This window comes from Nesterenkonia sp. AY15, from assembly GCF_022565855.1.
Taxonomy (GTDB): Bacteria; Actinomycetota; Actinomycetes; order Actinomycetales; family Micrococcaceae; genus Nesterenkonia.
On the sequence record NZ_JAJOYV010000004.1, the window covers coordinates 190,590 to 212,712 of the forward strand.

Sequence of the window (22,123 nt, forward strand, 5' to 3'; positions counted from 1 at the left end):
TCCTGACCATCACTTCAGGCAACCCTGAAGCAGCAGAACCCTATTGAGCCACCGAGGAGCCTGATGACCACCGACTCAGCTATGGGGCGTTCTGGCGTCGCCAGAGATCAGCCTGAGAGCGCAGTCAGCGGGGACCAGCTGTCCCCTGAGGAAGTGGTGGTCGCCCTGCTGCGTCAGCAGGAGACCCTGCTTGCCGAGCTGAGCTGGGCTTACGAGCAGCTGGAGCGTTCCCAGGAGTCAGAGATCGCGGCACTCAGGTCTCGCGTCTCGTCACTGGAGTACCGGGTGGCGAAGAAGCTCAAGGGACGAAGCATTCCCCAGAACGACACCGGCCGCCCTGCCTCGTCCTTCTTGACCGATACCCGCAAACGCGTAGATTTCACCATTCGGCACCCGCGTCGGGCCATCCGAGCCGCAGAGCGCCGTCTGCGCGGGCGCAACGAGGCACCTGCCGCGCAAGAGGGCCTCACGAAGTGAACCGTCGTCGTCAACGACAGCCATTCGACCGGTATTCTCAGCTTGCCGTCGGCCGGACACGCATCGGGCGGCTGCTCAACGCGAAGGAACCCCTCACCGCTCTGCAGGACCCAGCTCTGCTGGCGTCATTGGGCGTCTCCGCCTCGTCGCCGTTCCGCGGTGGAGTGTCACATCCTGACAACCTGCCAGAGCTCCTGGACGCCATGCAGGCTCTGCCCGAGCTTGAAGGGGGCGTCGCCAAACCGGCTCTTCCAGTGACGGTAGGCGTCTTCGGCGATGACTCGCTGTTGGAAGCCTTTGAGAACAGTGCGGTCATGATGGCCATCGACCCGCTGGATTGGGAGGCAGGTGTCCGGAATTCCCAAGTCGTCATGATAGGGCCCCGCAGCACTCGGTCACGCCCTGGCCGGGGCAAGGTCATCGACTATGCCCGGGAACACTCGCTGCCCCTGATCTATGTCGACCTCGGGACCGCCACGCCGACTGCAGCACAGCTGCGGCTCGCCGCCCGCTGTGACAGTATCTTCGCCGTCTCGGAAGAGAACGCGGCACTGTTTCAGGACGCCGGATCCGATCTCCCGGCATCCCTGGACGCGGAGACCAGCAGTTCCCTGCCACGAAGCACCCCCGTCGAAATCATCGCGTCTCCGGTCAACCCCCTCCACCGATCACCGCTCGGCTCACGCCAGGCCGTTCCTCCGCTGGTCACCTATCTGGGTGATCAGGGGGCCCAGATCCCGACCGAGGCCGGCGAAAGTCTGGAATGGATCCTCGATGGGGTCTTGGCTGCGGGCGCCGATCTGCTGATAAGCCCCGAAGCACGCCCCGAGGCAGCGCTGAGAAGCAGGTATTGGCCGCACGTCCAGGAGTGGGTGTCGAACCGCAGATGCGAGCTCGACCGGCTCACGGATATCGGAGTGGTGGCGCACACGATCAGTGGTTCTCAGACGGCATTCTCCCCTCGAATCATCGAGCTGCAGGCTTCGGGGTCCCTGGTGCTCTCCACGTACAACCAGGGTGTCAACTCCTATTATCCGCAGGCACATGTCGCGAACTCGACGCTGGACGTCGCGACGATGCTGGAATCGCTGCAGAGCACTGACCTGCGTCGAGCTCAGAATGACGGCGTGCGGCAGGTATTCACGCAGAACCACGCCACGGATGTCCTGCGCCAGATGCTGCGCATCGTCGGGATCTCGGATCCCACTTCAGCACCACGGGTGCTCGCAGTCACGGATGACGACGACGGCATGCTCAGGGCAGAGATGTCCGTCCAGACGGTCGGCGATGTCGACGTCGTCACCTGGCGCGAGGCCTCGGTGAATTCCGATGGCTACGACGTCCTGCTTCCACTATCTTCTGCGCATCACTACGCATCGACGTACGTTGCGGACCATCTCGCTGCCCTGGCGTACCAGTCCGCGCCGGTCGTGCAGAAGCTGGAACAGGGCGCGGTAGACCAAGGACACAGACACGTGGACGGGTCGCGCGGCGATCTCGGATTGACGGCTTGGTGGCAGCCTCACATCGGCTCCGAGATGAGCGTCGAACAGCTGAGAAGGCGTCTCGCAGTGACTCGTGCGTATGTGGCGGAGGAGTCCAGCCATCGTCCTCGTCGGGAGGGTTCGGGGCGTCGTACGGTCCAAGAGCTTGCTCAGGGAGATCAGTTCGATGACGTTCGCCGGGAGGTGGCGCGGACGGCGCGCGAAGCCGACCTCAAGCTTTCGGTCGTCGTGCCGATCTACAACAACGGACCCCACCTGCGGCACAAGGCATTCGCCTCTTTGCTGCGGTCCAGCGCATTTGCTGACATGCATGTATTGCTGGTCAGTGACGGCTCCACGGATCCGCTGACCCTTGACACGATCCAAGACCTCGCCGAGGACTATTCCAACGTCTCCGCCTTCCATCACGCCAGGGGCGGATCCGGTTCGGCGTCGCGTCCGCGCAACACCGGACTCGATCTCGCCCAGACAGAATTCGTGACCTACCTCGATCCGGACAATGAGGCCATAGACGACGGATACGCCGTGCTCTATGAATCGATCCAGGAGCATGAAGGCGTGGACTTCGTGTTGGGCAACATGTCCCAGTGGGCGAAGCGCAGGTCCATGCAGCCCTACGCCGAGGTTCTTCAGACCGTGTTCGCCGATGATATCGACGGTGAAGGAAACATCAGTGTGCCTCCGCGGGCGCTCGAGGCTCTGCGCTTCCGGCCCATGGGAATCCAGACTGTCGTGGCTCGCACCGAGTGGCTGCAGTCACTGAACCTGACCCAGCCGGTCGGAGCTGTCGGTCAAGATTCCTACTTCTTCCAACAGATGCTCCACTATGCGAAGTCGATCAGGGCAATTGATATCGGTGTGCACACGTATTACATGGTCGTGAGCAACTCGACGGTCAATACCCTGAATCCAAATTACTTCAAGAAATATCTGCCGCTGGACAAGGCACGTGCGCAGTGGCTTTATGAAGTCGGACTTCTGGACGCTTATAAAGCCGATCGCCTGGAGCCATTCCTGGTCTCTTGGCTATTGCCGAAGCTGAAGCGCGTGAAGCACGATGAATGGCGAGAAGCGGCTGGGAATCTGGCGGAACTGCTGAGTTATTATGGCGAGTACAAGTGGACTCAACCCACAGCCATCTCATTCTGGGAAGATCTCGACGCCACCAGGTCACAACACGGGTAGCCCTGCGGACGAACATGCTTGATGCGCCGGTCACCGATGCCAGGACGCTCGGAGGTCGACTACCGTGGCGCTCCCCGGCCTCAGGCACGGAAGGAATCCTATGCCGCAGATCCCAAAGTCAGTGCACAACCGAATCCCCGGGATAGGTTGGCGCGATCGGAAGATCTCCTTCCTGGAGACGCGCACGAACCAGCTCGATCGGGCCCAGAACTCGCTGACCGCGAAGCTGCGGAATCTCAAGACGGCCTTGGATCAAGAGCGCGCCGCACACGCCGAAGCGAATGCCGCACACACGGCAGAGCGAGCCGCAGCGAAAGCCGCACACACGGCAGAGCGAGCCGCAGCCAATGCCGCACACACGGCAGAGCGAGCCGCAGCCAATGCCGCACACACGGCAGAGCGAGCCGCAGCGAAAGCTGCACACACGGCAGAGACCGACAGCCTCAGGTCGGAGATCGAGATTCTCCAGTCGAAGTACGACGCCGCTGTCGCGGAGCATCAGCGATTCGCCCGATCTTCCTTCAAAACCAAGCTCGTGAATCACCTCGACGCAACCGGCATCACGCGGTCCAACAACTGGCATGCCCTCAGTCCGATTGCTCAGGTGGATTACAAGCTGCGCAACTACTCCTTCGCAGACAGCCTCGGCATAGGCACCCCTGAGATCTACAGGGTCTGGAACTCACTGGAGGACATTGATTTCAGCGACTTCACCGTCGACCGCTTCGTCCTCAAAGGTGACGGCGGACACAGCGGTATCGCCGTGATCCCGCTGACTCGCACCCCGACCGGCTGGCAGACCCTCACCGGCAAGGAACAGCTCACCGATGGCCGCCCCTCAGAACGGATGCTGGGTCGCCTGAAGCAAGGTGGTGGACCCTATTTCGCCGAAGAGTTTCTCGAAAGCGCCAGCGAGGCCACCATCCCGGAAGACATCAAGATCTACACCGCGTACGGGCAGATACTTCAGGTGCTGGTGATGCACACCAAGGGCGTGCAGGTGATAAATCGCAAGACCTTCACGCGCAAGTACTTCGGTCCTGACGGTGAAGATCTCGGCCCGATCCTGCCAGGCGCAACCTATGGACCAGAAATCCCCCGGCCGGCCCAGTGGAAAGAGCTGCTCGCAGCGGCAGAGAAGCTCTCCATCGCCTCGGGCATGGCCTTCGTGAGGGTGGACCTCTATGCGACCTCACGGGGACCGGTGCTGGGCGAACTGACCTCTACTCCTGGCGGGAAGCAGATGTACGCCCTGGAGCACGATGCTGAGCTCGGCGCCGCATGGAATAACGCCGAGGTGCGTCTGGACCGCGACCTCGCACAGGGAAGGCCACCGGGCACCCTCTTCGGATCGGAAGACTACACCTGGTGGTATCCAGAATCAGACCTGGAATCGCATCCCTCGAGGTGGCCGCGACCGGTCGCAGAGGCGCGGCGCTGGTTCACCCCTCCCCCAGCTCTGCCAGACGCGCAGGACTGACCACCAGGACTGTCAGTCGCGGCCGCTCTCATCCCTGCGCCGTCAGCGCCGATTCCATCCGGTCGGTGAGCTCGGGAACAGTGGACCGCACGAACGTCTCCGCGACGTGGCTGTTGTCCGAGTACGTGATGGCACCTCCGAGCACGGCATAGCAGGTGTCTTCCCGGCAGACCAGGTCCTCGGTGGGCACGAAGTGGTAGTTCTCCGCGTCCTCGAAGACTTCCGCAGACCGGGTGAGCCAGCGATCCCCCACCTGAGTGTCCTCCCGCGTCTCATTGCATGCGGAGAGGTCACTCTCATTGAGGGCCACGCATTCTGGCAGGGTCTCTTCAGATTCCTCATCGTGGCTCATGCGTGGGACCTCCCCGAAGACAACCACCTCTTTCTCGGCCTCGAGCCAGCGCACTATCGGCTCGTACATCGCCAGCGCCGTGTCGCTGAGATCATATTCATCCTCGTCCAGACCAAGGTCGCGGCTCGGTCCACCGAATTCGCCGTGCATCTGACTGGCAGCCACGATCACGGTGTTGACGCTCTCGTCATCAGAGATCTGATCGATGATCTCTGCGTTGGCCTTGAGACAATCAGTGGTCTCATCCCCCACCTCGCCGCCGCGCGGCGTACAGGCTGAACGCGTCAGCACCAGCAGCCGCTTGTCCTGTTCCTGGGCGATCTCATCGAGCGCCGGAAGCCACATCGTTGCGTGGGAGTCGCCGAACACAGCGATCGTGCCATCCGACTCGGACTCCTCAGCCCCGAGCCAGCACTCCTGCACACCGGGGGCGTCATTGTCTGCCTGGCACCCGGGGAAGGCCTCTTCCTGGTATTGCTCCGTCACCACCGCAGGCGATGGCCACAGACCAAGGTCCCCCTCGAACGGGTCGCCACACTCGTCTGGATTCGCCAAGGCCTGGTAGCCGTAGCATGGGTGGTCCTCGGTGAGTGTGGAGTCTTCCGAGCTCGCCTGCATCGTCGACACCGCGAGGGTCCCGGACACGATGACCAGCACCATGCCGGCGCCGGCCGCAACCATCGTCCGCCAGGTGGGAAGCAGAATCTTGGCCCGGCGGATCGGGGACTCGAAGAAACGGGTGCTCAGCGCGGAAAGCCCGATGATGCCCAGGATCAGCAGGGCCTTGACGTACCAGAACCTGGCGGCGTCACTGATGTAGGGAGAGAAGATCACCACTGGCCAGTGCCAGAGGTAGATCGCGTAGGACCAGTCACCGATGGCAGTGGCGGGGCGCAGCGAAAGCCACCAGTGCACGCCGGTCCCGGGTTCACGTCCGCCGCAGGCCAGCACCAGCACGGTCCCCAGGGTAGGTACCAGTGCGGTCCAGCCGGGGAACGGTGTGGCGTCGGTATAGAAGATCGCTGAGCCCAGGATCATCAGGAACCCGACCCACCCCAGCAGATTGCCCCACCGGCCGGTGAACTGGCGAGAGCCCAGCACGAGTGCAGCGATCGCACCCAGCGTGAACTCCCAGATCCGTGTGGGAGTGACGAAGTAGGCCTCCGCCGGCGCGACAGCGGTGTAGTAGATGGAGAACAGCAGCGAGATGGCTCCAAGCAGCCCGACCACCCAGAGGAATGCTGCCCGGATCTGGCGCTGCTCCAATGCGGGGGACCCTGAGCGACGCTGTCGGAATGCCAGAAACACCAGTGTGAGCGCCAACAGCACTGGCCACAGGACGTAGAACTGCTCCTCGACAGAGAGCGTCCAGAAGTGCTGGACGGCGGTTGCCCGTTCGTCCGCTTTGGAGTACTCCACCGCGTCGGCGGCGAGGATCCAGTTCTGCACGTAGAGCGTGGACGCGATGATCTGCCGCAGCGTCGCTTGCCACGCGGTGCTGGGAAGGATCAGCACAGCCGAGATAGCCGTCAGCAGCAGGACGAGCAGACTCAGCGGCAGCAGCCGACGGATACGACGCGCCCAGAACTGGCCCAGCCGCACTCCCCCGGTCTTCACCGCCTCCTTGAACAGGTGTGCCGTGATCAGGTAACCGGAGATCACGAAGAAGACGTCAACGCCGACGTAGCCGCCGGTCAGACGGTCGGGCCAGAAGTGGTAGAGAATCACGACCAGCACCGCCAGGGCCCGGAGCCCTTGAATCTCAGGCTGGAAGTGCGCCGGGGTCTTGGCATGCGCTGGCAGCGGGCGCCCAGAGGGGGTGGCCGTTGTCGAGGGTATGGAAGTCATGCTCGCACTGAATCTCTCACCTTGTCTGATTTTGAACGCAGATGCGCCGATCTATTCAAGCCTATTTTGGGTCCGTCGTCTGCACACGAAACGCCGACGAGTCCGATGCCGCACGATACTCCAACGTCCTGGAACTTCGCGGCAAGACATGGCCGTGGTCGCCGTGGCCGCTGGCTCCGCAGGTCTGTGACAGACTGAGCGCGTGGATTTTGACGTACTGATTCTGTTCATCGTTCTTGCCGTGATTCTGCTCAGCACCCTTGGATTCTTCCTGGTGCAGGGCGGGAAGCTGCTGCCCAAGGACAAGCGTGAGCAATACCTGACCCAGCGCGACCCCGATGACATCCCGTCCGGCGGCGTCGGCACCCTTGAGGCCCCCGCGGAAGACCGCCCGGACGTCGCAGAGCCCGAGTTGGGCGGCGGCGTCGATCTGGTGGAGGAGCCGACGGTCGTTGAACCGACCGTCGAGACCCCCGAACCGGTGGCTGGACGTCTGGCCAGGCTGCGCGCCCGGCTGGTCAAGTCCAACAACATCTTCGGCAAGTCGCTTCTTGCGCTGCTGTCTCGCGACGAGATCGACGAGGACGTCTGGGAAGAGATCGAAGAGGTCCTGCTGATGGCGGACCTCGGCACCGATCCCACCATGGAGCTCGTCGACAGGCTCCGCGAACGGGTCAAGGTCGAAGGCACCAAGGACCCGGTCGTGGTCAAGGCGATGCTCACCGAAGAGCTGACTACCCTGGTCGATCCCACCCTTGATCGCCGACTCACGGTGACGGCGCAGGGTCGTCCCGCGGTCATCATGGTCGTCGGCGTCAACGGCGTCGGCAAGACCACCACGGTGGGCAAGCTGGCCCGGATGCTGGTCGCCGAGGACAAGGACGTGCTCCTCGGAGCGGCCGACACCTTCCGCGCAGCCGCCGCCGAACAGCTGAGCACCTGGGGTCACCGGGTGGGCGTGCCGACGGTGAAGTCCGACGTCGAAGGCGCTGACCCGGCGTCGGTGGCCTATGAGGCCGTGGACAAGGGGATCGAGCTCGAAGCCGACGTGGTCATGATCGACACTGCAGGCCGGCTGCAGAACAAGTCCAACCTGATGGACGAACTCGGCAAGGTCAAGCGTGTGGTGGAGAAGAAGTCCGCCGTCGACGAGGTCCTGCTGGTCCTCGACGCCACCACCGGTCAGAACGGCCTGAACCAGGCCAAGGTCTTCTCCGAGGTCGTCAACGTCACCGGCATCGTGCTGACCAAGCTCGACGGCACCGCTCGAGGCGGCATCGTGGTCGCCATCCAGCGCCAGCTCGGCGTCCCGGTGAAGCTCATCGGACTCGGTGAGGGTCCCGACGATCTCGCACCCTTCGACGCCGCCGAGTTCGTCGCCGCGCTGCTCGAGGACCACTGATCATCAGCGCCCGCTGACCCTCGGCAGGCGCTGCACCTCAGCGGTCCTCCGCCTGCGGAATCCGCGAAGCCGCCTAGCTGAGGAATCCGCGCAGCAGCGAGGCGGTGCCCTCCAGGTGATCGATCATCAGCGACTTCGCCCCGGACCCGTCACCGGCCAGGATGGCCGTGGTGATCGCCAGGTGCTGCTGATTCGAATGCTCGAGATTCGCCGGCAGCAGCGGAATCTCATCCAGCAGCGCGCTCACCCGCGCCCGGGTGTCGGTCACGGCGGTGATGAGCGACGGGGACCCGCTCAGCTCGGCGACCGCGATGTGAAAGCGAGCGTCACGGGCGCGATAGCTGGACCGATCGGCGCGCTCCAGATCTGAGAGACAACCCTGAAGGTGCTCGCGCGCCGAGGCGGAGAGGTCTGCCTGGGCCGCCAGCTCCGCGGCGGCCGGCTCGAGCACCGCGCGAAAGACCAGCACGTCGCGGCGCTCCAGGGGATCCATGTGTTCTACGCCCTGCGGCGTGGCGCTCGGCGCCTCCAGGATGTAGGTCCCGCCGTAGCGACCCCGACGGACGTCGAGAAAGCCTGCCTGCTGCAGCTCAGCGAGGGCTTCGCGCAGGGTTGCGCGGGAGACCCCGAGGTGCCCGGCCAGTTCCCGCTCCGGGGGCAGCTTCTGCCCCGGGGGGAAGAGTCCGACCCGGATCGCCTGGAGCAGATGCTCGATCGTCTCCTCGAACGTATTTCCTGAACGCACCGGACGCAGCACCGCATAGGGGTTCCCGAAGTCTGCCGCCGTCATCTGGTCCTCCGTTCCGGCTCAAGCCCTGGCTCTGGCTCTGGCTCTGGCCTCAGCCTACGGGCTCCCCCCGCACGGGGTTACGACATGGGAGTCCACCTCTTGACGCCCAGGGAGAGAGCTGTCAGGATTCCGCACAGCACCATGGACTGAAATCAGTCCTTTGATGATCTCCCCCGTCGGGTCGAATCCACAAGAGGTGGACAGCCATGCCGCATGACAAGAGCAGGTCATTCCTCGCTGACTCCAGCTACATGGCGCATCGCCGGCTCAAGACCGGAGCCGCGGGGTGGATCCTGCTGGCAGGCCTGGGCGTCTCATACGTCATCTCCGGGGACTTCGCGGGATGGAATCTCGGTCTGGCCGAAGGCGGGTGGGGCGGTCTGCTGATCGCCTTCGTGCTCATGGGCGTGATGTACACCTGCATGGTCTTCGGCCTCGCCGAGATGTCCTCCTCGCTGCCCACCGCAGGCGCCGGCTACGGCTTCGCCCGGCGGGCCCTCGGCCCGCTCGGCGGCTACGCGACCGGTGTCGCGGTGCTCATCGAGTACGCGGTCGCGCCGGCCGCGATCGCCACCTTCATCGGCGGCTACATCGAGGCACTGGGCCTGTTCGGCATGACCAATTCCTGGCCCGTCTACCTGGCGGCCTATGTGGTGTTCGTGGGCATCCACCTCTACGGAGTGGGTGAGGCGCTGCGGCTGATGTTCGGCATCACCGCGATCGCCGTGCTCGCCCTGGTGGTCACCGTCATTGCCCTGGTTCCGCATTTCGACGCCGCCAACCTCTTCGACATCGTCCCGAACGACGCCGTGGGAGCCAGTGCGTTCCTGCCGATGGGCTACGCCGGAGCGATGGCGGCGCTGGTCTACGGGATCTGGTTCTTCCTGGCGATCGAAGGCGTGCCGCTGGCCGCCGAGGAGACCACCGATCCGAAGCGCGACATGCCGCGCGGCATCATCGTGGCGATGCTGATCCTGCTGGTCACCGGTGCGCTGATGCTGGTCCTGGTCCCCGGGGCGGCAGGCGCAGAGTCGATGAGCACCTCCGACAATCCGCTGCCCGAGGCGATCCGCGCCGTCGCCGGCCCCGACAGCGTGATGGCGAGCATCGTCAACTACGCCGGGCTCGCGGGACTGATCGCCAGCTTCTTCTCCATCATCTACGCCTACTCCCGGCAGCTCTTCGCACTCTCCCGCGCCGGTTACCTGCCCCGCTGGCTCTCACTGACCGGGAAGCGCCGGACCCCGTGGGTCGCGCTGATCGTGCCGGGGACCATCGGCTTCGTGCTGGCGGCGGCCACCGGGGACGGAGGCCTGCTGATCAACATCGCGGTCTTCGGGGCCACCGTGTCCTATGTGCTGCTCAACCTCTCCCACATCGTGCTGCGCCTGCGCGAGCCCGACCTCCCGCGGGCCTACCGCACCCCCGGCGGGGTGGTCACCACCGGCGTCGCGCTCGTCCTGGCCGTGGTGGCGGTGATCGCGACCTTCCTCGTCGATGTCTTCGCGGCCTCCATCACAGCCGCGGTGTTCCTGGCCTTCCTCGCCTACTTCTGGTTCTACAGCCGCCATCGCGTGGTCGCCAACGCACCGGAGGAAGAGTTCGCCCGGGTCAAGGACGCAGACTCCACGCTGAACTGAGCCCGACCGGTCACCCACGCCCCTGCCATCACCCCTGCAACCCAAGGATCAGATCCCGTGACGACATCGCCCAAGCATCCCCGCAACGATCGAATGCTCACCGTCCCTGGGCTGCGCCAGGAGATCACCGAAGGGCGCATCGACACCGTGGTGCTGGCCTTCACCGATATGCAGGGCCGGCTGCAGGGCAAGCTCTGCCACGCCCAGTTCTTCCTGGACTCGATGCTCGAAGAGGGAGCCGAGGGGTGCAACTACCTGCTGGCCGTGGACACCGAGATGAACACCCCCGGCGGCTATGCGATCAGCAGCTGGGAGGCCGGCTACGGGGATATGAGCTTCGCCATGGACCTGGACACCATCCGGCGGATGCCGCACAACCCGGGTCAGGTGATGATCCAGTGTGACCTCACCGCCCATGACGGCCAGCTGATCCCGATGTCCCCGCGGGCCATGCTGAGCCGTCAGCTCGACCGCGCTCGGGAGATGGGCTACCAGATGCTCACCGGGACGGAGCTAGAGTTCTGCGTCTACAACACCAGCTATGAGGACGCCTGGGACTCCAACTACCAGAGCCTGGTCCCGGCGAACCGATACAACGTCGATTACAACATCCTGGGCTCCCAACGGGTCGAGCCGCTGCTGCGCGAGATCCGCAACGCCATGTACACCGCCGGGATGACGGTGGAGAGCGCCAAGGGAGAGTGCAACTTCGGTCAGCACGAGATCGCCTTCCGCTTCGACGAGGGACTGGTCACGGCGGACAACCACGTGGTCTACAAGCTGGCCTCGAAGCAGATCGCCCAGCAGCAGGGCAAGTCCATCACGTTCATGGCCAAGCCCAACGAGCGTGAGGGCAGCTCCTGCCACATCCACATGTCGCTGCGCGGGCTCGACGGGGAACTGAGCTTCTGGGATGAGGAGAAGGACGCCCGCAGCGCCACCTACGACTACTTCATCGCCGGGGTGCTCAAGGGCATGCGCGAACTCTGCATCTTCTACGCCCCGAACATCAACTCCTATAAGCGCTTCGCCAAGGGCAGCTTCGCCCCAACCTCGGTGGCCTGGGGCATCGACAACCGCTCCTGTGCCGTGCGCCTGGTCGGCACCGGCCAGTCCGCCCGGATGGAGAACCGTCTCCCCGGCGGCGACGTCAACCCCTACCTGGCACTCTCAGCGATGCTGGCCTCAGGCCTCTACGGGATCGAGCACCAGCTGGAGCTGGAACCCATGATGGAGGGCAACGCCTATGAGTCCGACGCACAGGTCGTGCCCACGGCGATGAGAGAGGCCCGCGACCTGCTCGCCGACTCGGCACTTGCCCGCGAGGTCTTCGGCGAGGATGTGGTCGAGCACTACGTCCACTACGCCGATGTGGAGCTGGAAGCCTTCGAGTCCGCCGTCACCGACTGGGAGCTGCACCGTGGTTTCGAGCGGCTCTAGGGATTCTTCGTCGGCGCCGGGCCGGCGACCCCGGATCGCGCTCACCACGTATTACCAGGAGGGCTCGTGGGGCGATTGGAACTCGGTGGCGGCGATCGTGCCCGGGTCCTACGTGGAAGGCGTCGCGGCGGCCGGGGGAACCCCTGTGCTGCTGCCCCCGGTGGGCACCGACACCTCGGTGCTGGAGCTGATGGACGGGCTGATCGTGATCGGCGGAGTCGACGTGGATCCGCGCTTCTACGGCGCCGACCGGCACGAACGCACCTCCTCCCAGCCCAGCCGGGACGAACACGACATCGCGCTGACCCGTGCAGCCCTGGAGAGGGGCCTGCCGCTGTTCGCCATCTGCCGGGGCGCTCAGATCCTCAACGTTGCGCTGGGTGGGACCCTGATCCAACACCTGCCCGACGTCAACCCCGACGCCGAGCAGTACCAGCCCGGACCCGGCCTGTACGGAAGGGTCCAGTTCACCACCGAGCCGGGCAGCCGGTGCGCGCAGCTGCTCGGCGAGAGCGCCCAGTCGCCGTGCTACCACCATCAGGCCCTGGATGAGGTGGCGGAGGGCCTGGTCGTCACCGCCCGCGCCGCCGACGGCACCATCGAGGCCGTGGAGACCACCACGGAGGCCTGGACCCTGGGGGTCCAGTTCCACCCCGAGGAGAACCGCAAGGATGCTCGGCTCTTCGAGGGCTTCATCGACGTGGCCCGGCGCTTCGCCGAGCGGCGAGACGCCCCCCAAGACCCACATCGGGGATCCGGCGCCCACCCTGACCAGCACCGAGAGGACGCACTGCACCCATGACCGTGACCCAGATCGTCGATCCCACGACCGAAGAGATCATCGAGACCATCGAGCTGGTCTCGCTGCAGGAGACCGACGCCGCCATCGCCCGCGCCCAGCGCGCGTTCCTCACCTGGCGCACCGTGGATCCGGCGGACCGGGCGCGACTGCTGCGTCGCTTCGCCGACGCGGTGGACGCCGACCTGGAACATCTCGCCGCCCTGGAGGTGCGCAACGCCGGGCACACCATCGGCAACGCCCGCTGGGAGCCCGGAAACGTCCGTGACGTCCTGACCTACTACTCCGGAACCCCCGAGCGGCTCTCCGGTCGTCAGATCCCCACCCCGGGAGGGGTGAACCTGACCTTCCACGAGCCGCTGGGCGTGATCGGGGTGATCGTGCCCTGGAACTTCCCGATGCCGATCGCCGCATGGGGCTTCGCGCCGGCCCTGGCGGCAGGAAACACCGTGGTGCTCAAGCCCGCGGAGATCACCCCGCTGACCGCCATCCGGCTGGGCGAGCTTGCCCTGCAGGCCGGACTGCCCGAGGACGTCTTCACCGTGCTGCCGGGCAAGGGCTCCGTGGTCGGTGAGCGCTTCGTGACCCACCCGGACGTCCGGAAGGTCGTCTTCACCGGCTCCACCGCGGTGGGCAAGCGGATCATGGCTGGCTGCGCGGACCAGGTCAAGCGCCTGACCCTGGAGCTGGGTGGGAAGAACTCCAACATCATCTTCGCCGATGCCGACCTGGACCAGGCCGCCGCCGCCACTCCCGGCGGCGCGTTCGACAACGCCGGCCAGGACTGCTGCGCCCGTTCCCGGGTGCTGGTGCAGCGCTCGGTCCTGGATCGGTATCTGGAGCTGCTGGAGCCTGCCGTGCGCGACTTCCACTGCGGCGATCCGAGCCTGGAGCAGACCGCCATGGGTCCGCTGGTCTCCGCCGCCCACCGCGACTCGGTGGCCGCCTACCTCGACGACGACGCCCCCATCGCCTTCCAGGGGTCAGCCCCCACCGGCCCCGGATTCTGGTTCCCGCCGACCGTGCTCACTCCCTCTGCCGACTCCCGAGTCTTCAACGAGGAGATCTTCGGACCGATCATCGCCGTGGTCCCCTTCGAGGATGAGGCCGAGGCGATCCGCCTGGCCAATGACACCGACTACGGCCTCTCCGGCTCCATCTGGACCCGTGACGTGGGACGCGCCCTGCGGGTCTCCCGCGGGGTCGACGCCGGGAACCTCTCGGTGAACACCCACGCCTCGGTGCGCTACTGGACCCCCTTCGGAGGGTTCAAGCAATCGGGCTTCGGACGGGAGCTGGGGCCCGACGCCGCCGAGGCCTTCACCGAGACCAAGAACGTCTTCATCTCCAGCAGCTGACCGATTGCGTGACCGCGCAGCCGAACACCTCATCAACTGAGAACTTCAGCAGATGACCCTCAATCAAGGAGCCCCATGCAGATCAACGCCCGTCGTCTCGTCGACCGCAGCGCCGTCATCACCGGGGGCGCCAGCGGCATCGGTCTCGCCAGTGCCCGCCGCATGGCCGCCGAAGGAGCACGCGTCGTCATCGCCGACGTCGACGCGGTCGCCGGGGAGCAGGCCGCCGCGGAGCTCGGAGGCCTGTTCGTCAAGGTCGACGTCACCAACCCGGAGGAGGTCCAGGACCTCTACGCGCAGACCCATGAGGCCTTCGGCAGCGTGGACATCGCGTTCAACAACGCCGGCATCGCCCCACCCGACGACGCGTCCATCCTGGACACCGGCATCGACGCCTGGCGCAGGGTCCAGGACGTCAACCTCACCTCGGTCTACCACTGCTGCAAATATGCGATCCCCTATATGCAGAAGCAGGGCAGGGGCTCCATCATCAACACCGCATCCTTCGTCGCCGTCATGGGCGCGGCCACCTCGCAGATCTCCTACAGCGCATCGAAAGGTGGCGTCCTCTCGATGAGCCGTGAACTGGGAGTGGAGTTCGCCCGCCAGGGCATCCGCGTCAATGCCCTTTGTCCCGGACCGGTCAACACGCCGCTGCTGAAGGAACTGTTCGCCAAGGACCTCGAAAAGGCGGCTCGCCGCCTCGTGCACGTGCCGCTGGGCCGCTTCGCCGAGCCCGAAGAGCTCGCCGCGGCCGTGGCCTTCCTGGCCAGCGATGACTCCTCGTTCATGACCGCCTCGACGTTCCTGGTCGACGGCGGCATCTCGGGAGCCTACGTCACGCCGTTCTGAGCGTGAAGGCTGCGGCGGGGGCTCTCCCCTGCCCTCCGCGGGGAAAGCTTTAACCTGTCAGAAACATCACGGCGCGCCCGGTGAAACACGAGCCAGTCACCATTGAGATCAGCTCGCATCGGTGAAGTTCACCGATGAATTGATGTTTCCTGGAGGGACACATGGAACTTGGATCACTAGACGTCTGGGTGCTTGTGGCAAGCGGACTCGTGCTGCTCATGACACCCGGACTGGCCTTCTTCTACGGCGGTCTGTCTCAGGCCAAGTCCGCCATCAACATGATGATGATGAGCTTCGCGGCCATGGGACTCGTCGGCGTGGTCTGGGCCCTCTGGGGCTCCGCCATCGCAGGTGGAGAGTCCGTCGGCGGCCTGTTCGGCAATCCAGCCACTGACTTCGGCCTCTACAGCACCCTCGCAGAAGCACCGGAGGAACTGATCGGCATCGGCTTCGGCGCCACCTTCGCCATCATCACCACGGCCCTGATCTCCGGCGCGATCGCTGACCGCGCCAAATTCTCCGCCTGGATGGTCTTCGTGCCCATCTGGGTCACCCTGGTCTACTGCCCGCTGGCCTTCATGGTCTGGGGCGATGGTGGACTCCTCGTCGAGGGCGGCGCCGTGGGCGACGCCGTCGGTGAGGCAGTCGACTACGCCGGCGGTCTCGTGGTCCACATGTGCGCCGGCCTCGCCGCTCTGGTCCTTGCACTGATCCTGGGCAAGCGTCGCAACTTCACCGAACGCGAATCACACCGCCCCCACAACACCCCGTTCGTGCTGCTGGGCGCCTCGCTGCTCTGGTTCGGCTGGTTCGGCTTCAACGGCGGCGCAGCCACGGAGGCCGGCGAAGCAGGACTCATCTGGGTCAACACCCTCCTTGCCCCCGCATCGGCACTGGTGGTCTGGCTCCTCACCCAGCGCATCCGCGGCGAGAAGCCGACCGCCCTCGGCGCCGCATCGGGCATCGTGGCCGGCCTGGTGGCCATCACTCCCGCCTGTGCCCACGTGGACCCGGTCGGCGCCATCATCATCGGCGCCGTCTCCGGGTTCCTCTGCTACCTGGCAGTCGGCCTGAAGTACAAGCTCGGCTTCGACGACACGCTCGACGTGGTCGGCCTGCACTTCGTCGCCGGCCTCTGGGGCACCGTGGCCATCGGTCTGCTGGGCCGCGCCGAACTGATCGACGGCGAACGCTCCGGTCTGTTCTACGGCGGCGGTCTGGGCCTCATGGGCTCGCAGGTCGTGGCTGTCCTGGTGACTCTGGTCTTCACCGTGGTGATGACCGCGATCATCGCCTACGCCATCCACGCCACCATCGGATTCCGCGTCACCTCGGATGTCGAGACCCTCGGCATCGACCGCTCCGAGCACGACGAAGATGCCTACATCTTCGAGACCATCAACGGTTCCAGCAAGAGCCCCGCTGGCGCACCGCGCGAGTGACGACCTCCTAGGTCACCGCTTCGTCTCAAGAGCCTGGGTCCGGTTCATCGAGCATCTCGCTCGGTCAACCGGACCCAGGCTCTTGAGTGGATTCAGCGGCAGCGCCTCAGGGCTGCACTGTCTCAGCCGACTCTTCCTCGGCCTCCAAGGTCTCCGGAGCCTGAGTCCAGGCCAGGGCGCCGAACATCAGGATCACCCCGGTGACGCCGAAGGCCCAGGCGTAGCCGAGCTGGTCCACCAGGAACCCCGCCAGCAGCGGTCCGATGATCGCGCCGAAGTCCTGCGTCATCTGGAAGGTCGACACCACCGATCCCCCGTTGCGCCCCGAACCGACGATGTCGGCGATCGCCGCCTGCTGGGCGGGGTTCATCAGCCCGGTGCCCACCCCTGCGATCACGCTGAGCAGCAGCAGGATCAGCGGGCTGGGCGCCAGACCGAGAAGACCCGTGGCCAGCGCCGAGATGAGAAGCCCGAGGATGATCGGACGTCGTCGTCCATACCGATCTGACCGGCGCGAGAAGAGCAGCACGGCTGCCACATTGCCGGCGGCGAACGTGGCCAGCGCGACTCCTGCGAGCTGGCTGGAATCCAGCATCCATCCGGAACCGACGAAGGCGGTGGCGGCGAATAGCGGCACCACGGAGTTGCGCAGCCCGAAGGTCGCCCATCCGTTGGCGAAGCCGGCGGTCAGCGCCGCACGGTATCCGCGGTGCTGCCAGGCCTCGGCCAGGGTGACCGTCTCTCGATCTTCTTTGCGACCACGGTCCTCCAGCCGGGACTGGCGAAGCATGATGAACACGATCGCCGCCGCCACCACCAAGGCCCCTCCGTAGACCAGGAAGGGCACCCGAGGGCCGAAGACCAGCAGTCCCGAGCCGATGAGCGGACCGGCGACGCTGCCGAACAGGAACGCCGAGGCGTAGGCGCCGGAGACCCGGCCGCGGATCGTGGGCGGGGACTTCCGAGCCAGGAACGTCATCGCTGAGACGGTGAAGAAGGTCGAGCCGATGCCGCCGAGCGCCCGGAAGAGCAGCAGCAGCTCATAGCTGGGGGCGTACGCGGTGGCGATCATGGACACCGCCACGATGAGCAGCCCGATCACGTAGACCGGGGTCTCCCCCAACCACTGGGTGAGCTTCCCGGAGGCCGGCGCGAAGAGCAGCCGGAAGAGCCCGAAGGCCGAGACCACGGCCGAGACGGCCATGGCGGAGACCCCGAAGTCCGAGGCGTACTGCGGCAGGATCGGCGCCACGATGCCGAAGCCGATCGCGATCACGAAGGCCGAGACGATCATCACCTTCAGCTCAGGAGGGATCCCGGTCTTCACCTCACGTGTCATTGAGCCGCTCCTGTCCTTATGCCACCGGTCATCCTCGTTGCTCAACGCAACGAACCCCAGGACCATTCCCTCCGCCGGTCTTCGATCCCATGGCACGATGGGAGCACTTCATCACGAGAGGCGATTCGATGGAACCCACCGGTGGCAGCCTGGAGGCCCTTCTGAGCGCGATCACGCCGAAGGTTCGGCAGCGAGACGCCCGCACCATGGTGGGACTGATGCAGCGCATCACCGCCGAAGACCCGCAGCTCTGGGGCAGCATCGTGGGCTTCGGGACGTATCACTGCCGCTACGACTCAGGCCGCGAGGGCGACGCTCCCGCGGCCGCCTTCGCCGCACGTCGACAGGCCACCACCATCTATCTGCCCGACGGGATCGACCCGCACGCAGAGGAGCTCGGCCGCCTGGGTGCGCACAGCACCGGAGTCGGCTGTCTCTACATCCCACGCCTGGACCAGGTGGATGTCACGGTGCTCGAAGAGATCATCACCGGCTCGTATCGGTCCGTCACGGCGTGGTGAGCTCTGCTGCTGTGGGCTCTGCGGAGGTCCCCAGCCGCTGGGAGACGACCCGGGTGGAGCCGTCCTGCCGCATGGACACCCCGTAGAGCGCATCGGCGATCTCCATCGTGCGCTTCTGGTGGGTGATGATGATCAGCTGGGAGGATTCGCGGAGCTCCTCGAAGATCACCAGCAGGCGGGAGAGGTTCGTGTCGTCAAGCGCGGCCTCCACCTCGTCCATCACGTAGAACGGACTCGGCCGGGCTTTGAAGATCGCGACCAGCAGCGCGACGGCGGTGAGCGAGCGTTCCCCGCCGGAGAGCAGCGAGAGGCGGCGGATCCGCTTGCCCGGGGGCCTCGCCTGCACCTCGATGCCGGTGTTGAGCATGTCCTCCGGGTTGGTCAGCTCCAGCCGTCCCTCCCCGCCGGGGAAGAGTCGCGCGAAGACCCGTTCGAACTGCACCTTGGTGTCCAGCCAGGCCTCGGTGAACACCTTCTCCACGGTGGCATCCACATCGGCGATGATCTCGAGCAGGTCCTGCCTGGACCTCTTGAGATCGCTCAGCTGCTCCTGCAGGTAGCGGTGACGCTCCTCGAGTGCGGAGTGCTCCTCGAGCGCCAGCGGGTTGACCTTGCCCAGCGCCCTGAGGTCACGGCGGGCCTGCGCGAGCCGCTTCTCCTGCTCGGACCGGTTGAAGGGCACGCCCGACTCGGCTTCGTCAGCTGGATCGGCTGGATCGGCTGGGTCCTCGGGCCTGTCCGGTTGGGTGGGATCAGCCTGCGTCAGGAGCTGATCCGATGCCTGCGGCACCAGCTGATCCGGACCATAGTGCTCGATGAGGTACTCCGCGGTGAGGCTGAGCTCCTCGAGTCCGCGGGCCTCCGCGGCCTCCAGGCTCAGTCGCAGCTCGGTGCGGGTCAGCTCCGCCTGGTGCAACGCAGCCGTGAGAGTCTCGAGCTCAGCCACCTCGGCCTTGCGCGCTGCGCGAAGTGAGAGGGTCCGCTGGCGGGTCGCGTGAGCGGCGGTCTCGGCGGCGCCGCGAGTGGTCTGCGAACGCTGGAGGACGCCGAACAATGTCTGATAGGCCGCTTCGGCTTCGCGCTGAATGGTCTCTGCCTGCAGTGCGCGGGAGCTGCGGGCCTGAGCGATCCTCCGCGCCTCTTCCCTGCGTGTCTCTTCGGCGGCTGCGCTGCGGCGCAGCCCGGCGGCGCGTTCGAGCATCTGTTTGTGCTGCTCTTCGGCGGCGCGCAGCTCCAGCCGGGCGTCGACCTCTTCGCGGCGCTGGGTCGTGGCAGCAGCGGAGAGTCGATCCCGTTCAACGCTGGACGGCTCCTCTTCGGTGTCCTCGCTCTGCGCCGCCTGCAGGCGCGCCTCGGCTTCTTCGCACTGCTGCTGGGCCTCGGCGGCGGCCGCATCTGCCTGGCGAACCTCTTGGTCGGCGTGTTCGATCCGCTCGGCGGACCGCGCCAGTTCCGCATGAAGCCGGCCGAGCTGTTCGGTCGTGGCGTGCATCTCGGCGTCGTTGGCATGCAGCGCCTGCAGGGTCTCCTCGACGTGCAGCTCCGCGGCGTTGACCTCTGACTCCTCAGCGACGGAGGCGGAGACACGTTCGTCGAGCTCGAGCTCACGCTGGCGCAGCGCCTCGGTGAGTTCGCTGATCTCGGCATTGATCGCCACGTCGGAGTTCTCCAGCACGGTGCCGCCGATCTGCTCACCGGTGCGGAGGATGGCCCCCGCAGGAGTCACCGCGGTGCGCACCTCGGGAAGCTCCAGCAGCGCGGCCGCCTGGCGCTGGTCAGCGCAGAGCACGACGCCGGCAAGCGCGGCGTGCACCGGGATCTGAAGGTCGTCGTCGATGCCGACCACCTGGCGAGCCCAGATCGCGCCTGCGGGCAGCTCGATGTTGGGGAGCTCGATGTCGGGGAGCTCAGCGCCGTGAACCTCACTCCCCAGAGGCTCAGCGGCGGGTCGGCGGGAGGCGAGAGGAGTCTCGGCCGCCACTTGGTGGATCAGGTGCGCACGGCCGGCCTCTCCGGCAGCCAGCCAGCCCAGTGCATCAGCCGCGGTCTCGGCGTCCTTGACGATGAGCGCCGCGTCGAGGCTGCCGAGGCAGGCGGCGATCGCGGTCTCCCACCCGCGGGTGATGCGCAGCCGCTGCGCCAGGGGTGCCACGATCTCCTCGGCCCGGTCGCGGAGCAGCGCTGCGGCTCCGTCACGAGGGGTTCGGGCGGCGGAGAGTCCGGAGAGCCGCGCTCGGTGTTCGCTGATGACCGTGCGCAGCCGCTGCTGCTGTGCCAGCTTCTCGTCATAGGCCCCGCGCAGTGCTTTGAGCCGCTCATGGGCAGCCTCGTAGGCGGCGTCAAGGCCCTCTTCGCCGGTCTCGACGCCCGCGATCCGCTGCTCCAGCTCCGCGAACTCGCCGCGGGCTCGCTGCTGCGCGGCGCGGGCCGCGTCGCCCTGTTCCTGGCCACGAAGGCGCCTGGCCTGTGCGGCGTCGATGCGCCCCCGGGCGGTGTCCACCCGGCCGCGCAGCGTCGCGAGTCCCGCGCGACGGTCCGCGACGGCACGCAGCTGCTCGGTCAGACGGGTCTCTTCGTCCTTCCATGCCTCCTCGGCCTGTGCCCGCCCAGCGGAAGTGCGCTCCAGGCGTTCCCTGGCGGCGGTGACCTCGGCGTCGAGCTCTGCGGCCTGCTCGGCCACGCTCTGGGCCTGGGCCCGCAGCGCCTGCGGGTCGCGGCCGCTCAGTTGCACCACGGCGGAGGCCTGCAGGCTGCGGGCGCGCTCCTCGGCGAGCGAGGCGACCGAGCGCAGCCGCTCCTGGACCTGCTCGAGCCGGTGGTGGCCGGCCAACAGCCTCTCCGCGTGGGCGCGCTGCGTTGCGGCCTGCTTCTCCAGCTGCGCGATCTCGGTGTCCTGGGCGTCGAGCCAGGCGCGCAGCTGCTCGGCGGATTCCCGGTCGTCCTGTTCGCCCCGGCTGGACTCGTGCAGCGCGGTGGCCGCACGGACGAGGTCATCAGCGATGAGCCGGGAGAGCGAATCGCGCAGATCGTGCTGAATACGCTGAGCTCGGCGGGCCACCCGGGCCTGACGACCCAACGGGGCGAGCTGCCGGGAGATCTCGCTGATCAGGTCCTCGAGGCGGGAAAGGTTGGTCTGCATCGATTCGAGCTTGCGCACGCTGCGTTCGCGACGGCGACGGTGCTTGAGCACCCCGGCGGCCTCCTCGATGAAGCCGCGCCGCTGCTCCGGGGTGGCCTGCAGGATCTGATCCAGCTGCCCCTGCCCCACGATCACGTGCATCTCCCGGCCCAGCCCGGAGTCGGAGAGCAGCTCCTGGATGTCGAGCAGTCGGCACTTGGCGCCGTTGATCGTGTAGTCGCTGCCCCCGGCACGGAACATCGTCCGGGAGATCGTGACCTCGGAGTATTCGATCGGCAGCGCGCCGTCGGAATTGTCGATGGTCAGCGACACCGAGGCGCGTCCCAACGGCTGGCGCTCGGCGGTGCCGGCGAAGATGACGTCTTCCATGGTGCCCCCGCGCAGGGACTTGGCGCCCTGTTCGCCCATGACCCAGGCCAGCGCGTCGACCACATTGGACTTGCCCGACCCGTTGGGGCCGACCACGGCGGTGACCCCTGGTTCGAACTCGAAGGTGGTGGCCGAGGCGAAAGACTTGAATCCGCGAACGGTCAGGGTCTTCAGGTGCACGGGTG

Annotated in this window: 15 protein-coding genes; 11 read left to right on the forward strand and 4 right to left on the reverse strand. The window is 66.2% G+C overall.

The window, feature by feature from the left end; genetic code table 11:
* The first annotated feature begins 63 nt into the window (after nt 1–63).
* The 3 genes from LSI54_RS08085 to LSI54_RS08095 all read left to right on the forward strand — a co-directional run bounded on the left by LSI54_RS08085 (nt 64) and on the right by LSI54_RS08095 (nt 4,647).
* Entirely contained in the window at nt 64–477 is a 414-nt protein-coding gene (locus LSI54_RS08085; protein ID WP_241478108.1) for a hypothetical protein, read from the forward strand.
* Nucleotides 474–3,167 carry a glycosyltransferase gene (locus LSI54_RS13180; RefSeq protein WP_241478109.1) on the forward strand — a complete coding sequence of 898 codons (2,694 nt, stop codon included), beginning with the start codon at nt 474–476 and terminating at the stop codon, nt 3,165–3,167. Before LSI54_RS08085 ends, LSI54_RS13180 begins: the two co-directional genes overlap by 4 nt.
* Nucleotides 3,168–3,267: 100 nt before the next feature.
* A complete protein-coding gene (locus LSI54_RS08095; protein WP_241478110.1) occupies nt 3,268–4,647 on the forward strand; it encodes an ATP-grasp fold amidoligase family protein in 1,380 nt (459 codons plus the stop codon).
* A 28-nt stretch (nt 4,648–4,675) separates the two neighbouring features.
* On the opposite strand, the gene LSI54_RS08100 is transcribed toward LSI54_RS08095, so the two are convergent.
* Nucleotides 4,676–6,847 (reverse strand): acyltransferase family protein, encoded by a 2,172-nt coding sequence (locus tag LSI54_RS08100; RefSeq protein WP_241478111.1) that lies wholly within the window; start codon nt 6,845–6,847, stop codon nt 4,676–4,678.
* Between the two features lie 202 nt (nt 6,848–7,049).
* On the opposite strand from LSI54_RS08100, the gene ftsY reads away from it, so the two are divergent.
* Entirely contained in the window at nt 7,050–8,249 is a 1,200-nt protein-coding gene (gene ftsY, locus LSI54_RS08105) for a signal recognition particle-docking protein FtsY (protein WP_241475921.1), read from the forward strand.
* Nucleotides 8,250–8,322: 73 nt separating this feature from the next.
* On the opposite strand, the gene LSI54_RS08110 is transcribed toward ftsY, so the two are convergent.
* Nucleotides 8,323–9,039 (reverse strand): FadR/GntR family transcriptional regulator, encoded by a 717-nt coding sequence (locus tag LSI54_RS08110; RefSeq protein ID WP_241478112.1) that lies wholly within the window; start codon nt 9,037–9,039, stop codon nt 8,323–8,325.
* 206 nt (nt 9,040–9,245) lie between these two features.
* Between LSI54_RS08110 and eat the strand changes: the two genes are divergently transcribed.
* From eat to LSI54_RS08140, 6 genes are all read left to right on the forward strand, one after another.
* Nucleotides 9,246–10,679, forward strand: coding sequence for an ethanolamine permease (gene eat, locus LSI54_RS08115; protein ID WP_241475923.1), 1,434 nt, complete (start codon nt 9,246–9,248; stop codon nt 10,677–10,679).
* A 93-nt stretch (nt 10,680–10,772) separates the two neighbouring features.
* Nucleotides 10,773–12,119: a glutamine synthetase family protein gene (locus tag LSI54_RS08120; protein ID WP_241465102.1), complete on the forward strand. Its 1,347-nt coding sequence runs from the start codon at nt 10,773–10,775 to the stop codon at nt 12,117–12,119.
* The gene (locus LSI54_RS08125) at nt 12,100–12,921 is read left to right on the forward strand and encodes a gamma-glutamyl-gamma-aminobutyrate hydrolase family protein (protein WP_241478113.1); all 822 of its coding nucleotides are present in this window, start codon (nt 12,100–12,102) and stop codon (nt 12,919–12,921) included. Before LSI54_RS08120 ends, LSI54_RS08125 begins: the two co-directional genes overlap by 20 nt.
* Nucleotides 12,918–14,276, forward strand: a complete 1,359-nt coding sequence (locus LSI54_RS08130) for an aldehyde dehydrogenase family protein (protein WP_241478114.1) — start codon at nt 12,918–12,920, stop codon at nt 14,274–14,276. Before LSI54_RS08125 ends, LSI54_RS08130 begins: the two co-directional genes overlap by 4 nt.
* A gap of 75 nt (nt 14,277–14,351) precedes the next feature.
* Nucleotides 14,352–15,128, forward strand: a complete 777-nt coding sequence (locus LSI54_RS08135) for a 3-oxoacyl-ACP reductase (RefSeq protein WP_241475926.1) — start codon at nt 14,352–14,354, stop codon at nt 15,126–15,128.
* A 161-nt stretch (nt 15,129–15,289) separates the two neighbouring features.
* Nucleotides 15,290–16,570, forward strand: a complete 1,281-nt coding sequence (locus LSI54_RS08140; RefSeq protein ID WP_241464941.1) for an ammonium transporter — start codon at nt 15,290–15,292, stop codon at nt 16,568–16,570.
* 106 nt (nt 16,571–16,676) lie between these two features.
* Here the strand turns inward: LSI54_RS08140 and LSI54_RS08145 are convergent, their stop codons facing one another.
* Nucleotides 16,677–17,909, reverse strand: coding sequence for an MFS transporter (locus tag LSI54_RS08145; protein WP_241475927.1), 1,233 nt, complete (start codon nt 17,907–17,909; stop codon nt 16,677–16,679).
* 128 nt (nt 17,910–18,037) lie between these two features.
* On the opposite strand from LSI54_RS08145, the gene LSI54_RS08150 reads away from it, so the two are divergent.
* Complete coding sequence (locus LSI54_RS08150) at nt 18,038–18,430, forward strand: DUF1801 domain-containing protein (RefSeq protein ID WP_241470983.1); 393 nt, start codon at nt 18,038–18,040, stop codon at nt 18,428–18,430.
* On the opposite strand, the gene smc is transcribed toward LSI54_RS08150, so the two are convergent.
* Nucleotides 18,417–22,118 carry a chromosome segregation protein SMC gene (gene smc / locus LSI54_RS08155; RefSeq protein WP_241478115.1) on the reverse strand — a complete coding sequence of 1,234 codons (3,702 nt, stop codon included), beginning with the start codon at nt 22,116–22,118 and terminating at the stop codon, nt 18,417–18,419. The genes LSI54_RS08150 and smc overlap by 14 nt on opposite strands.
* Between the last annotated feature and the right edge of the window lie 5 nt (nt 22,119–22,123).